The sequence below is a fragment of the Pseudomonas fluorescens genome (genome assembly GCF_902498195.1).
Lineage (GTDB): Bacteria > Pseudomonadota > Gammaproteobacteria > Pseudomonadales > Pseudomonadaceae > Aquipseudomonas > Aquipseudomonas fluorescens_BU.
On sequence record NZ_CABVIY010000003.1, the window covers coordinates 725,644 to 738,720 of the forward strand.

At 53.1% G+C, this 13,077-nt stretch carries 12 protein-coding genes and 1 pseudogene; 5 read left to right on the forward strand and 8 right to left on the reverse strand.

The genetic code is table 11. The features are described from left to right. Window positions 1-19: 19 nt before the first annotated feature. The 5 genes and pseudogenes from ilvA to F8N66_RS14260 all read right to left on the reverse strand — a co-directional run bounded on the left by ilvA (window position 20) and on the right by F8N66_RS14260 (window position 4,481). Window positions 20-1,033 carry a threonine ammonia-lyase, biosynthetic gene (gene ilvA, locus F8N66_RS14245; protein WP_150770768.1) on the reverse strand — a complete coding sequence of 338 codons (1,014 nt, stop codon included), beginning with the start codon at window positions 1,031-1,033 and terminating at the stop codon, window positions 20-22. A gap of 322 nt (window positions 1,034-1,355) precedes the next feature. Continuing rightward, on the reverse strand, window positions 1,356-2,417 hold the full coding sequence (locus F8N66_RS14250; RefSeq protein ID WP_412070735.1) for a methyl-accepting chemotaxis protein: 1,062 nt from the start codon (window positions 2,415-2,417) through the stop codon (window positions 1,356-1,358). A 30-nt stretch (window positions 2,418-2,447) separates the two neighbouring features. Next, a pseudogene (locus F8N66_RS32130) lies at window positions 2,448-3,017 on the reverse strand (MCP four helix bundle domain-containing protein); the annotation flags it as partial. A 52-nt stretch (window positions 3,018-3,069) separates the two neighbouring features. Beyond that, entirely contained in the window at window positions 3,070-3,510 is a 441-nt protein-coding gene (locus F8N66_RS14255) for a CBS domain-containing protein (RefSeq protein WP_150770770.1), read from the reverse strand. Between the two features lie 755 nt (window positions 3,511-4,265). Beyond that, on the reverse strand, window positions 4,266-4,481 hold the full coding sequence (locus tag F8N66_RS14260) for a hypothetical protein (RefSeq protein WP_150770771.1): 216 nt from the start codon (window positions 4,479-4,481) through the stop codon (window positions 4,266-4,268). A gap of 519 nt (window positions 4,482-5,000) precedes the next feature. Between F8N66_RS14260 and F8N66_RS14270 the strand changes: the two genes are divergently transcribed. Beyond that, window positions 5,001-5,210, forward strand: coding sequence for a hypothetical protein (locus F8N66_RS14270; RefSeq protein WP_150770773.1), 210 nt, complete (start codon window positions 5,001-5,003; stop codon window positions 5,208-5,210). A 286-nt stretch (window positions 5,211-5,496) separates the two neighbouring features. Here F8N66_RS14270 and F8N66_RS14280 read toward each other — a convergent pair whose 3' ends face one another. Then, window positions 5,497-6,099 carry a TetR/AcrR family transcriptional regulator gene (locus F8N66_RS14280; protein ID WP_150770774.1) on the reverse strand — a complete coding sequence of 201 codons (603 nt, stop codon included), beginning with the start codon at window positions 6,097-6,099 and terminating at the stop codon, window positions 5,497-5,499. Between the two features lie 191 nt (window positions 6,100-6,290). After that, window positions 6,291-7,205, reverse strand: a complete 915-nt coding sequence (locus tag F8N66_RS14285; protein ID WP_150770775.1) for a LysR substrate-binding domain-containing protein — start codon at window positions 7,203-7,205, stop codon at window positions 6,291-6,293. A 110-nt stretch (window positions 7,206-7,315) separates the two neighbouring features. Between F8N66_RS14285 and F8N66_RS14290 the strand changes: the two genes are divergently transcribed. From F8N66_RS14290 to F8N66_RS14305, 4 genes are all read left to right on the forward strand, one after another. Next, on the forward strand, window positions 7,316-8,161 hold the full coding sequence (locus tag F8N66_RS14290; RefSeq protein ID WP_150770776.1) for a class II aldolase/adducin family protein: 846 nt from the start codon (window positions 7,316-7,318) through the stop codon (window positions 8,159-8,161). Between the two features lie 114 nt (window positions 8,162-8,275). Beyond that, a complete protein-coding gene (locus F8N66_RS14295) occupies window positions 8,276-9,592 on the forward strand; it encodes an MFS transporter (protein ID WP_150770777.1) in 1,317 nt (438 codons plus the stop codon). A 129-nt stretch (window positions 9,593-9,721) separates the two neighbouring features. Further along, window positions 9,722-10,300: an NADPH-dependent FMN reductase gene (locus F8N66_RS14300; RefSeq protein ID WP_150770778.1), complete on the forward strand. Its 579-nt coding sequence runs from the start codon at window positions 9,722-9,724 to the stop codon at window positions 10,298-10,300. A gap of 154 nt (window positions 10,301-10,454) precedes the next feature. After that, window positions 10,455-11,735: an OprD family porin gene (locus F8N66_RS14305; RefSeq protein ID WP_150770931.1), complete on the forward strand. Its 1,281-nt coding sequence runs from the start codon at window positions 10,455-10,457 to the stop codon at window positions 11,733-11,735. Between the two features lie 449 nt (window positions 11,736-12,184). Here F8N66_RS14305 and F8N66_RS14310 read toward each other — a convergent pair whose 3' ends face one another. Further along, window positions 12,185-13,066 (reverse strand): LysR family transcriptional regulator, encoded by an 882-nt coding sequence (locus tag F8N66_RS14310; protein ID WP_008029437.1) that lies wholly within the window; start codon window positions 13,064-13,066, stop codon window positions 12,185-12,187. Window positions 13,067-13,077: the final 11 nt, after the last annotated feature.

Consider the following 13,077-nt stretch of genomic DNA (forward strand, 5'->3'; position numbering starts at 1 on the left):
TCCGCATTAGAGTCCACCATTAAGCTGAAGCCTCGCTGATTGCGGCGCGCTCGGCCACATGCCGTAAAGAGTCGAAATTGATATTGGCACCGGAGTCGATGGCGATGAGGGTCTGATCTCGCACACCATTTCGTGCAACGTATTTCTTGATACCGGCAACAGCCAGAGCGCCAGAAGGCTCAGTGATAGAACGCGTATCGTCGTAGATATTTTTCATTGCAATGCAAAGCTCATCGTTACTGACGGTCAGCACTTCATCGACACAAAACCTGCACATCTCGAACCCATGGGCACCGATCTCCGCGACCGCCACGCCATCAGCAAAGGTGCCAACGCTTGGCAGCACCACTCGCTCATCTGCCTTTAAGGCTGCATACAAACAAGCTGAATGTTCCGACTCGACGCCAATGATCCGCACTTCTGGCTGCAAATATTTGACGTATGCCGCGATGCCGGCAATCAAGCCGCCACCGCCCACGGGCACAAAGATGGCATCCAGCGCCCCTTGATGCTGACGCAATATTTCCATGGCGACCGTGCCCTGCCCCGCAATGACATCCGGATCGTCGAAAGGCGAAACAAAAGTTTTGCCGGTTAGGCTTGCCAGTTCTAGCGCATGAGACAAGGCAAACGGAAAGCTTTCGCCGTGCAATAGCGCCTCAGCACCGCGACTACGTACGCCGCCCACCTTCAGCTCAGGCGTCGGAACAGGCATCACGATGGTTGCCTCGATGCCCAACTCCCGCGCCGCCAGTGCCACCCCTTGGGCATGGTTGCCGGCGGACGCGGTAATCACGCCGCGAGCTTTTTGCTCATCGCTCAGGTTCACCAGCTTGTTGTAGGCACCACGGATCTTGAAAGAAAAGGTCGGTTGCAGATCCTCGCGCTTGAGCAGGATCTGGTTGCCCAAAGCCAAGGACAATCCGGGTGCAGGTTGCAAAGGTGTCTGCACGGCCAGTTCGTAAACCGGCGCGGCGAGGATCTTTTTGACGTACTGCTCAAGTAGGGTTTGTTGGGCAAGCGTACTGGGCATGATCGTCTCCTGACATTGATCAGAGCCCCCGAGACAGAAAATGAAAACCCGCCTCGAGGGCGGGTTGGGTGCTGCAGTCGTGAGCTAGCCCGCCAAATGAGGAATGGCGGTAATAATGCTTGGCTGGCAGCGCAATACGATGGAAGTCATGCCCGAAAATTAGCTGGCTGCTGATTGCAAGTCAACAGCCAAACTTTATGAGCCTCGACAATCATGCACTCTGTTCGTTGACCCAGGAAAAGAACCATGAAATCCGTTGCCCACTCGACGCTGCGGGAAAGGCTATTCTGTAAGAGAGCATTGGCGGGCAAAACGAGCAAGCTCAGACTCTAAAACGCGATACGGTCTCGTTCAGTGCTCCTGCCATCTGCGCTAACTCCAAACTTGCCGCCTGGGTTTGCTGGCCACCCACCAAGACTTGGTCTGACACATTGCGAATCCCAACCAGGTTGCGATCTACCTCACGCGCAACCAAGGCCTGCTCCTCCGTGGCACTGGCGATCAGTAGGTTGCGCTCATTGATCTGCGAGATCGAAAAGGCAATTTCCTCCAGTGCATCGCCTGAGCGTCGAGCGACATTCAGGGTCGACTGCACCAATTGACTGCTACTTTGCATGGCGTTAACAGCGTGCACTGTGTCGAGACGAATAGTGCCAATCATCTGCTCGATTTCCTGGGTCGACACCTGAGTTCGATGGGCCAGCGCCCGCACCTCGTCGGCGACCACCGCAAAACCCCGTCCGGCATCACCAGCACGAGCAGCCTCAATCGCCGCGTTGAGGGCCAACAAATTGGTTTGCTCTGCAATGCTGCGAATCACATCAAGCACCGAGCTGATTTCTTGCACACCTTTGGCCAATTGCTGGATACGCTCTGAGGTGTCCGTCATGCCACCCGCCAGTGCTCCAATTGAGGAAACTGTTTCCTGAACTTGCTCGCGGCCGCGTTGCGCAGTTTGCTCGGACAGCCGCGACGCCTCACTTGTGCTGACCGCGTTGCGTGCAACCTCGTCGACGGCCGCCGTCATTTGATTGACCGCCGCCGCTGCCTGTTCGATCTCCAGCCCCTGCGACTGTAAACTGCTGCTAGCTTGGCTACTCACTGCGCTCAGTTCTTCGGACGAACTCGCCACCTGTTCGACCGACGCCGCGATGCGTTTCACCATTGCATTCAAGCTCTGCTGCATCTGGTGCATGTTCATCATTACGCTGTCGTTAGCACTGGCGTTCAAAGGCACTTGAATCGTCAGGTCGCCTTGTGCGATTTGACTCAAGACCCGTGCAGCATCAATCGGTTCTCCGCCCAAAGGTCGGGTGACACTACGCGTTACGATGACCGCAGCGACGATGACAGAGGCAAGGCAGAACACCAGCAATCCCAACATGTTCAGACGCGCATCGTCGTACAGGGTCTGTGCCGACTTTTCTCGATCGGCAAAGATCTGCCCTTGCAGCAACATCAAGGAATCCAAGCTTTTATATACCTGCTGCTCGGCGGGAACGACGTGCTGTTTCAATTGCGTCATCGCACCATCAAATGCACCCTGCTTGATCAACACCTGAACCTGAGTGAACGCAGAGACGTATGCCTCGCGGTTCTGTTTCAGGGCAGCATAAGCGGCTCTGCCATCTGCAGAGTCGAGCAATGGTTCAAGCGTTACGAGTGCTTGGCTGATGCGTTTTTTAGTGGCATCAATCGCCTCTTGCGCTTGCTGGTTCTCCTTGTTGATCAGCAAATCCCTAGTGTTCCTGGCGTTGTCCCGCACGCCTGTGGCAATGACCATGATCGGATCAATTTTCGGCCAGTCCTGTTTGACGATCACCATTGCTTGGTCTTTCAGAGTTGCCAGATCGTGCAACGCATAGAACGTCAGGCAAATCAGAACCACCGGCGCAATTGCAAACCCGATAGCAATACGTCGTGCCGTGGTTAACTTGGCCATATCAAATGCTCCCTGATTTATTCCTGCCCGATGGGCATCCATCTTTCATAGCTACAAGACCCAAGAGCTCTACATCCGAAGCACACTCGGTCGCTTAGTGCCCGCGAATGTAGTGTTCCAGTTGCCGGATCAGGTCGGCCTGCTCAACGATGGCCTCTTTCACCAGATCACCGATCGACAAGAGCCCAATGAGTTGATCACCTTCCACCACTGGTAAATGGCGGAGATGTCTATCGGTCATGACCTCCATGCAACGCTCAATACTCTGCTGACTTTCTGCCGTCACGACGGGTTCGCTCATGATGGCCCTGACCGGCGTACCGACAGAAGATCGCCCTTGGAGAACGACCTTGCGTGCGTAATCGCGCTCGCTGATGACCCCAACCACCTGCCCGTCCTCAATCACGGGGAGTGCGCCTACATTCTTTTCAGCCATCATTTTCAGCGCTTCATACACCATCTGATCCGGCGCGATGATATGTACCTGCTGGTTTTGCAAGACCTTCAGCTTCAGCAATTGTGCGGCTGTTTTCATGAACGGCTCCGATGCTAATGACGGACAAAAAATGCAAAAAAATAGCGCCTGAAACCATCTGGTTCCAGGCGCCTTTGCCTGTTCTTATGCAGTGTTAAAGCCAGAGATCCATGTATCAGGCACCAACGTTATTCATGGCCTATTTGGGCACGCCGATCATCGTTGACCGAGGAGTAGTCCCAGGAGTACGTGGTAGGTAAATCTAATGAAGCGCTTGCAGCCTTTGTGCCAGCCGGCAGCAAAGACACCTCATCCTTTGCGGAAGTCCAGGCCTCGATCTATAGATGGTTATCATGGCGACTGCGCTCCACTCGAGTTTCTGTGGCGTGAGCGGGTACGCCGAGAAGGAGAACTGCCTAGGTCAGCAAACCGATGAGCTTTGGGCTAATGGAGGCGAAGTCCATCACACCGCTTCCGACTGGTGCATGTTGTTATGCACAGAGCTTTACAACAGTGCATGTCCTGTTTGGCTTGATCACTCGGCAATCCACCTTGCTAGTCTCCATGAACAATACATCCGTGTTGCTGTTCATCTGAGGCGCTGTCGAGTAAAAAACGAAGCCCCGGAGGTTCGCGGCTCCAGGGCTTCTATTTTCGTCTCCATCCCTTAATGTTGACGAACGTAGTCAGGACAATACCTACGGTTCGTGGATATTTCACTACGACTTTGGATAAAGGTGTTCGAGCATCAAACACAAGGATTTAGCCGGGCCTCGTTGGCCCGACGGAACGAGTTCAAAACGCCTGCAAGCCAATCAGGCGAGCTTTATGCCCCTGCCTTGAATTTCGTCACGTGCCATTCGCAAATCATGGGCGTCCTGGTTGAGCCGGTGAGTCATGTTGAGCAACCGTTGACGAAGCACCTCGTCCTGGAGCTGCTCGGCTGCACGCATCACATCGAGCGCCGCCGCCTCATTGTTGGTGGCGACGGAGTCGAGCAGCTTGCGCATGCTTCTTGATGGCCGATTCATCTCCACCTCTCCCTAGATTTCAGTGACGCGAATCATATGACTGGAATGTTTCGTCTGTGTTTCACCCAGGAAATGTGAGTCACGGCGCACCGTCACAAATTGTCGCAGCTCAGTCCTGCAAAATTGTTGAAATCATGGAGTCTTACCGGTACTCCTAGAGCACCAGTTTTCGGCAGGGAGCACATCATGAATTCAAGATTCAGGGTCATCGAGACCATCAGACTTGAAGATGGCATCAAGCAATATAGAGTCGTAGATCTCGTCGAAGGAGGCTCTGCTAGCAAGCACGGTGTGTTCAAAGCCAGGGTTGAAGCAGAGGCTGTTTGTTCGTTTCTAAATGGCGAGCATCCACGTCAACATGGTGTAGGCCGTACGCCCCTGAGCCTTTGACCCACTCGTTTCGGAACACCAAGCGCCAATGGCTATTCGGGACTTGGCCAGAGCCTATTGCAAAGTCATGGACTGCAGTTTTTTAACATCGCCTCCTGCTACGCTTTTCTTTTCCACGGAGGAATCGCGATGTCCAACGCAGACCTGCTCCCTTCCCTGCTGTTTAAGATCAATCAAAACCAGCTTGCCCTCGAGGCCGCCATTATGGAGCTCACGCTTTGGGTCGAGCAGCGTGGATCAGGTGATGTAGCCGAGAACGTACGGGGTGCGCTGCAAGCCATCAGCAGGAACGAGGAGTTCATCAATATGACGCTCGCGGTGCTCATGACACCAGAGTGACAATTTCGATCCTGATAGACCAGTCGGGCCCTATTGGCCCGAATGGGCGACTATTCGAAACAAATCCAAATCGCTGACATGGGGACACGAGTTTCTGCGCAGTAGCCTTGCCAATACCTGATGACGCACCGGTTACGATTGCCACTTTACCTTTCATGATTGCCGCCCTTTCTTTGTTCATGGGAGTAAAAGCCAACGAGTGGAGATTTGGTTCTTTTCACACGCCTCTATATGATGATCGTCATACACAAAGCCGAACGAACACCTAGCATCGATTCCAGGTGGATCAGGTGTTGGATGAGATCAAGTGAAAAATGGCTGCTTCCAGCAATCCGTCGGAGAGCTTGGGGTCATCGACGGCGCGCGCCATTATCAATGCGCCGACCATCGTTGCGACGGTGACAAGGGATTGCTCATGAGCTTGCGGCTGCCCCCAATCAGGAGATTGCCGGGCAACCATATCGATCATCTCCTTAATGCGACGCGTAGCTGCACGTCGGACTTCGGGAGCCTGGCGCGGCATTTCCGAACCCAATGCTGCTATGGGACAGCCGAGTTCGACATTCTCCAGATGCTCTTTAGAAAGGTAGGCGCAAATCATCGCCTGCAAAGCCTGCTCCGGCGTAGACGCGTTAGCAATGTTGGAAGCCGCCGCAACGGCCTCTGCACCTGCAAGATCGGCAGCCTCAGCGAGCAGCGCATCCCGTGATGCGAAGTGAGCATAGAAGCCACCGTGTGTCAGACCGGCCTCTTTCATGATATCGGCCACCCCAGTACCGCCATAACCGCTGCGCCTGATAACCCGCGCAGCGACCTCGACGATCCGTTCGTGCGTCTGTTCTTTGCGGCTACTGGTTGTTCGTTTTGGCTTTTGCATGACGATCATCATATTGATTATTCGACGCCTAAACAAGCCCGAAGCTGAGGACGGAATAGCCAGTTTTTGGATAGCAGATTTTTGTAGATAAGCTACGTTGCACGGGCAAACAAACGCATTGCTGCAAGGCTCAGGGTAAAGGCCCTACAGAGATTTAAGTACCGTCTCACTGCATCAACTGCGCGCATTAGCTGCGCAGTTGCTTACGAAGGCCGACACAATTCATCACTGCGACAGGCTTCAGTTAACCACTCACGAAAGGCTACGATTTTTGGTGAATTTCTCTGCGTATGCCGATAGCAAAGAAAGTGAATTTCACGCATCACAGAGCTGCAATCTTCAACGAGGTATTTCACTAGGCTGCCATTCGCCAGTTCCTGCTGAGCGAAACGCACACTCTCAAGTGCCAAGCCCAGACCGTCGACGGCAGCCGCCAATGCCAGTGCCCCTCGGTCGAATGAAGGACGGTGCATAATTTCGGGTAGAGGCTTCCCATGCTGGCGAAAGTAGTCTTGCCAGGAAAGCGGGTTGAGTTGCGATTCAATAAGTGGAATGGAGTCCAACTCGTTGAAACTGATCTCTCTCCTACCATCCAGTAGCATTGGAGCCCCAAGCGGGCAGCACTCTTCCAGACCCAAACTTTGAACACAGATATCGGAGCTTTTCAGCGCTGCCCCATACGCGATCACCATGTCCAACTCAGGATGCCGGTGCAAATCTATCGGCGTAGCACTTGATGAAAGCTGGAGTGTGAACTGAGGGTATTTGGCGAAAAAATCGGTCAGTCGCGGCCCGAGCCATTTGCTGGCAAAACTGGGGGAGCAATGGACAGATAGTTTTTCCGTCTCGGCAAAAGGGCGAAGTTCAGTGCAGATCTGATCGACTGCATCAAAGGCCGGTTTGATGACATTGAATAACCGCCGCCCTTGATTGTTGAGTTCCAGATGCCGACTGTGACGGATGAAAAGAGGAAAACCAAAAAAGCTTTCAAGGCTTTTGATTTGGTGGCTGACTGCAGAGGGAGTTTGGTGTAGCTCGGCAGCAGCAACGCTGAAATTACCGTGTCGCGCTGCGGCTTCAAAGGCCCTCAGTGCTACCAGGCTAGGTCGATTACTCATTATTTTTATCCTGTGAAATTATTTCACAGCGCAGTGAAATAGCATCGTTTGTCGCCGTTTGCAAGGTTTGTGAAGGTACAACCTCAATCAAGCCAACGGAGGATGCCGTTATGAATATCAGCGTTAAACAACCAGACAGCACACTGACTAAAGCCAAAAACAGAATCTCTATTTATCAGCCCGAACAAGAGGGCCTGATCTATCCAGAAGTACCTGAATTCGAAACCCACGCCGAGCAACGCAAGCATTTGAAAGAGCGTCTTGTAGCCGCTTGCCGTGCCTTCGCCTTGCAGGGCTATGACTATGGTTTCGCAGGCCACCTGACAGTTCGAGATCCCGAGTTTCCAGAGCTGTACTGGACGAATCCAATGTGCGTCCACTTCTCGCAGGTCAAGGTGTCGAACCTGATCCTGGCCGACCACAATGGCAAAATTGTTGAAGGTGATTACGCCATCAACCGCGCCGGTTTCGTGCTACATGCCAATGTCCATGAGGCCCACCCGCACATCGTTGCGATGTGTCATGCCCATACCGTTTATGGCGGTGCATGGGCCAGTACCGGCTTACCTCTGGAGCCTATCACGCAGGACGCAGCCGCATTCTTTGAAGATCAGTTAGTGATCACTGCCGAGGCTGGTGCCGTCGCCGTCAAGACTGACTCAGGCAAATCCATTGCCTCTCTTTTCGGCAAACACAAAGCCATCCTGCACCAAAACCACGGCCTGCTGACCGCGAGCAGCCACAGCATCGAAAGCGCCGCATTTTGGTTCATTGCGCTAGAGCGCTGCTGCCAGCAGCAATTGATGGTCGCGGCAACAGGTATCAAGCCAAAACTGGTAACTGATGAACGCGCCCGCTTCAGTCGCGAAAACGTCGGTAGCGATTACATCGGTTGGCTGCACTTCCAACCTATCTGGGGGCAGCTACTGCAAACCCAGCCAGACATGCTGGATTGAAAATTTTCTTGATGTGATTTTCTGATAAAACACGACACCCCTTGCGGCGCTTCAACACTCGGCAAGGGGTGAGACGCGAGCCTTATAAATTTAAAAATGCTTGGAGGCGTCCTCATGAATACCATTGCCGACCGTGCCCAGCCACTAACAGGAACACTGATTAATGTGGAAGACCTCATCTATAAAAAGGTGATGTTCCGACTCATTCCGTTTCTGTTTCTCTGCTATGTATGCTCCTACCTCAACCGTATCAACGTAAGTTTCGCCAAGCTACAAATGGCTCAAGAACTGGCCTGGAGCGATGCCGTTTATGGCCTCGGCGCAGGCATGTTTTTCATTGGCTATTTTGCTTTTGAAATCCCGAGCAACATCATCATGTACAAAGTTGGAGCTCGACGCTGGATTGCCAGGATCATGGTGACCTGGGGCGTGATTTCCGCAGCCATGATGTTCGTCAATACGCCTACACAGTTCTATGTCATGCGTTTCCTCCTGGGCGTTGCTGAAGCCGGTTTCTTCCCTGCAATCCTCCTTTACATCTCCCAATGGTTCCCTTCATCCAGAGGCGCTAAGGTCACAGCTCTATTCATGGCGGCAATTCCAATGTCCGGTGTAATTGGTGCGCCACTTTCCGGATGGATCATGCATTCCCTGAGCGGAGTACAAAACCTTGCTGGATGGCAGTGGCTGTTCATACTGGAAGGACTGCCAACGATTATCGTGGGTATATTCGCTTACTTTTATCTAACCGATAGAATTGAGGATGCTCACTGGCTGGGCGAAGAGGACAAGAAAGTTCTCCGCCACAATATCGACAAGGAATCTACAGGCAAGCACCTTCACCGGATGATGGACGGGCTCAGAGACCCCAAGATATGGCTGTTGAGCTTCATTTATCTGTTCTTCACCATGGGGTTATATGGCGTCAGTTTCTGGCTCCCCACGCTTATACAGGCTTCTGGTGTCACCGATTCGATGCATCTCGGACTGCTTACTGCGATCCCCTATGCGTGCGCTGTGGTCACCATGATTCTGGTAGGCAGGCACTCGGATCGTATGAAAGAGCGCCGCTGGCACCTCGCCGTACCGGGAGTACTAGCAGCGATGGGTTTCCTAATCAGCGCTTCGTTCCAGTCAGATATTCTGATCAGCCTCCCAGCGTTGTGTCTCGCCACAATGGGCGTAATGACCACTATCTCGCAATTCTGGACATTACCACCTGCAATCCTCACCGGCGCCGCAGCTGCTACGGGTATTGCATTAGCCAACTCCATAGGAAGTGCCTCGGGTTTCATCAGCCCCTTCATCATGGGCACGATTAACGCCGCTACACACAGCACCAGTGCGGGAATCATTATGCTTTCCTGCGTGCTAGTCGGTGGATGCCTACTCGTGTTTCTCGTCCCCAAAAAATTGCTCACTTACAAATAATATAAGGGGCCCTCTTTTAGAGGGTCTCTTGTTTCTCCACCGCCAGCCGCTCATTTGCATTCTCCCTCCTAACCAATACTTCCCGGATCTCCACCTTATCCTGGCAATGCGCCGTGCCGAGACGAACACATGAGAAAGATTCATTTACTGGGACTATGCGCAAGCTTGCGACGCGAGTCGAATAACGCAGTCATTTTGCGCACCATGGGGGCTGAGTTGATGCCGCCTAACGTTTTTCTGCACATCCACCCTCTGCAGGATCTCCCGCTATACAACAGTGATTATGACGTAGCCGAGGTACCTGCACCGGTGGTGGCGTTGCGCGATGCCGTCAATCGTGTCGAAGGCGTGATACTTGCCTCGCCCGAATACAGCCACGGAATGTCTGGGGTGATGAAAAATGCCTTGGACTGGTTGTCCAGCCCTGTTCACCCATCACCGCTGAAAAACAAACCAACCCTTACGTTGACGGCTTCGCCTGCCTTCATAGGCGGCACCCGAGCCCAGCAACAACTCATCGAGACCCTATGGGCAATCCAAGCGGCGCTTGTGCCTTACGCTCCCATAGTCATTACCAATGTGGAGGCCAAAATACGCGATGGGCGTCTAACGGATTTGGCGACACGTGCATTTTTGGCTCAGGGAATTAAGACAATGGAGCAGCTACTCCGGATGGACGCTCCAAAGCCAATGCTTACTTGGGCATAGCTGTATTAAGAGAGGAAAAACGCGCGAGGGGATAATGGTCTTTAGTAGCCATGACGAGCGCCGTGCTTCTCCAATTAGTTTATCTATTCGGCAAGTACAACCTAAAAATAAGATCGGAGCGATATAAGTGAACAAGAATAAATATACTGCATATATGGTGCTTCTCAATATCGCCATAATTGGCAAAGCGCATGCTGATTTACTAAGTGATAGCAAAGCCACCTTGGGAATGAGAAACTTCTATTTCAATAACGACAACCGCGATGGCTCTGCCACCCCTTCGAAAACCGAAGAGTGGGCCCAAGGTTTCATGCTGGATTATAAGTCTGGTTATACCGATGGCACGGTCGGATTTGGTGTCGACGCCCTAGGGCTAATGGGCGTCACTCTGGACAGCGGCAAAGGAAGGCACGTCGGTAGTACTATGATTCCTTCTAACAGTGACAACAGCGCTGTCGATGAATGGAGCCGGCTCGGACTGACCGGCAAAGTCAGAATGTCGAAAACGGAACTTCGCTACGGCACCTTGATTCCGAAACTTCCGATTCTGGTCGCCAACGATGGACGTCTGCTTCCACAAACCTTCGAGGGCGGACAGATCACTTCAAACGAGTTCAAGGATCTGACCCTGACCGGCGGTCGAATTGAACATGCAACAGGTCGCGGTTCGACCGATCAGACGGGGCTGGCCGCTATGGGAGGTACGCGTGAAAGCAACCAGTTCGACTTCGCAGGGGGCGATTGGAGAGTCACCAAAGACCTGACCGCTCAGTATTACTACGCCAATCTCGATAACTACTACACCCAGCAGTTTTTCGGCCTGATCCACACCCTGGCGATAGCGGACGGTCAATCCTTAAAAACAGACCTGCGCTACTTCAAAACAGACTCTTCAGGTGAAAACAGCTCCGGTACATCCGGTTACCGAATCAGTGGTTACACCAAAAACGGTGATGGCGAGATCGACAACCGTACCTGGAGTGCTGCGCTGGTTTACACCTTAGGTGGCCATGCGATTACTGCAGGTTATCAAAGCGTTTCGGACGGCAGCAGCTTCACCCAGCTCAACCAGGGTAGCCTGGCAAACAAAGGCGCTGGAGGAACCAGCCTGTATCTTTATACGGATCGCTTGATCCAGAGTTTCACCCGCGCTGGGGAACGCACATCATTTGGTCAGTACGCCTATGATTTTGCCGCCTTGGGTGTCCCGGGTCTGAAAGCCTCGGTAATGTACCTCTCCGGGGATAACATCAAGACGACATCTGGCGACAACCAGAAGGAATGGGAAAGAGATATTAGCCTTGACTACGTCCTTCAGTCGGGAACACTCAAAGGTGTGGGCTTCGGCTGGCGCAATGGTAAATCAAATAGTGAAGCCGCTCGTGACCAAGACCAAAATCGAGTGTTTGTCAGCTATAGCATTCCGCTTATGTAACTAGATCCCTGTGTGGCTAGCATCCCGCCTCGCAAACAAATTATTTCCTCTGAGGGGCACTCTCAAAGCCATACTTATTTGCCGTTCTTCGCCGTCGCTGCGGTTGGCTTGGCCTCGCAGCGATAGGCGATGAATGTTTTACAATGTGCAGACTAAGCTGAAATCATGCTCCTCTGATTCAGGCTTTACTCGGGTGTACCGAGCGACATCAAAGCTACATTGGGCTTGGAACCCTCCCTGTTACGGGCCTTGAAAGCAATGAAACTTCGCGAAAATGACCTCTGCGAAATTACACTCCACTTGACCGCCCGCTTGATTCGACCTGACCAGTGATTTGCATTCGTTCTGACCATCGATTGCATCGGATTTGACCATCACGCCTTGTAACCATGATCGGCAGAGAACGGCCAGAAGCGGACAGTCGTCCCAGGCATCTGCGAGCCACAGCGCTAATTGGCTTCCAACTTATCGCGCACAAATTCGATAAACCGCTGGGTCTTGGCAGGCAGTAGCCGCGTTTCAGTGAGGGCATACACTGATACTGGCGACGCTTGCCACTCCGGCAGAATTTGTCGCAATTTGCCCTCGGATACGTCCTGTGCGGCGATCCCCTCCGGCAGCAGTGTGATCCCCAAATTCAATGACGCCAGACGCCTCAGCATCCCAACGCTGTTGAGTTCGAAACGTCCACCGACATCGACCTGCTCGGTTCCACCTTTTCCCGAAAGCGTCCAGCGATCCGAACCTGGGCCCCGTAGTCGCAAGCATTCATGGTGGGGCAGATCCGAAGGCGACTGCGGTTCGCCCGACGTTTCCAGGTATTGGGGAGATGCATACAAAAAGCGCTGAAGGCTCGCCAGTTTTCGCGCGATTAGATTCGAGTTGGCAGGCTCCCCCATGCGGATCACAACATCGACCGGTTCGCTGATCAGATCCACCTGCCGTGGGGTGAGGTCAAACTCAAAGCTGATTCCCGGGTAAAGCTGAGCGAACTCTGCAATCAGCGGCGCCAAATAGACATTGGCGAAATCCACGGGCAGTGACGCCCGCAACAAACCGCTGGGCCTAGCCAGCATCTCGCCTAATTGCTCATGCGCAAGTCTCGCTTCGTCGACGATTCGTTTGCAGCGTTCGTAGTAAAGCTGCCCGGCCTCGGTCAGCTCGATCTTGCGCGTTGTACGGTGCAGAAGACGAAGACCAATGGCCTTCTCCAAACCGCTGATACGGCGCGAAAGAGTTGAGTTCGGCATATCGAGGGCCTCCGCTGCCCGTCGAAAGCTGCGCACCTTCACAACCTCGACAAACAACGCCATGTCATTGAGATACTCCAACGCATTGCTCC

Excerpts from the sequence above, each read along its gene's own strand:
- ilvA (WP_150770768.1), bottom strand. The coding sequence starts at position 1,033 with ATGCCCAGTACGCTTGCCCAACAAACCCTACTTGAGCAGTACGTCAAA.
- F8N66_RS14290 (WP_150770776.1), top strand. The coding sequence starts at position 7,316 with ATGAATATCAGCGTTAAACAACCAGACAGCACACTGACTAAAGCCAAA.
- F8N66_RS14305 (WP_150770931.1), top strand. The coding sequence starts at position 10,455 with ATGGTGCTTCTCAATATCGCCATAATTGGCAAAGCGCATGCTGATTTA.
- F8N66_RS14295 (WP_150770777.1), top strand. The coding sequence starts at position 8,276 with ATGAATACCATTGCCGACCGTGCCCAGCCACTAACAGGAACACTGATT.
- F8N66_RS14255 (WP_150770770.1), bottom strand. The coding sequence starts at position 3,510 with ATGAAAACAGCCGCACAATTGCTGAAGCTGAAGGTCTTGCAAAACCAG.
- F8N66_RS14270 (WP_150770773.1), top strand. The coding sequence starts at position 5,001 with ATGTCCAACGCAGACCTGCTCCCTTCCCTGCTGTTTAAGATCAATCAA.
- F8N66_RS14285 (WP_150770775.1), bottom strand. The coding sequence starts at position 7,205 with ATGAGTAATCGACCTAGCCTGGTAGCACTGAGGGCCTTTGAAGCCGCA.
- F8N66_RS14260 (WP_150770771.1), bottom strand. The coding sequence starts at position 4,481 with ATGAATCGGCCATCAAGAAGCATGCGCAAGCTGCTCGACTCCGTCGCC.
- F8N66_RS14250 (WP_412070735.1), bottom strand. The coding sequence starts at position 2,417 with ATGTTGGGATTGCTGGTGTTCTGCCTTGCCTCTGTCATCGTCGCTGCG.
- F8N66_RS14280 (WP_150770774.1), bottom strand. The coding sequence starts at position 6,099 with ATGATGATCGTCATGCAAAAGCCAAAACGAACAACCAGTAGCCGCAAA.
- F8N66_RS14300 (WP_150770778.1), top strand. The coding sequence starts at position 9,722 with ATGAGAAAGATTCATTTACTGGGACTATGCGCAAGCTTGCGACGCGAG.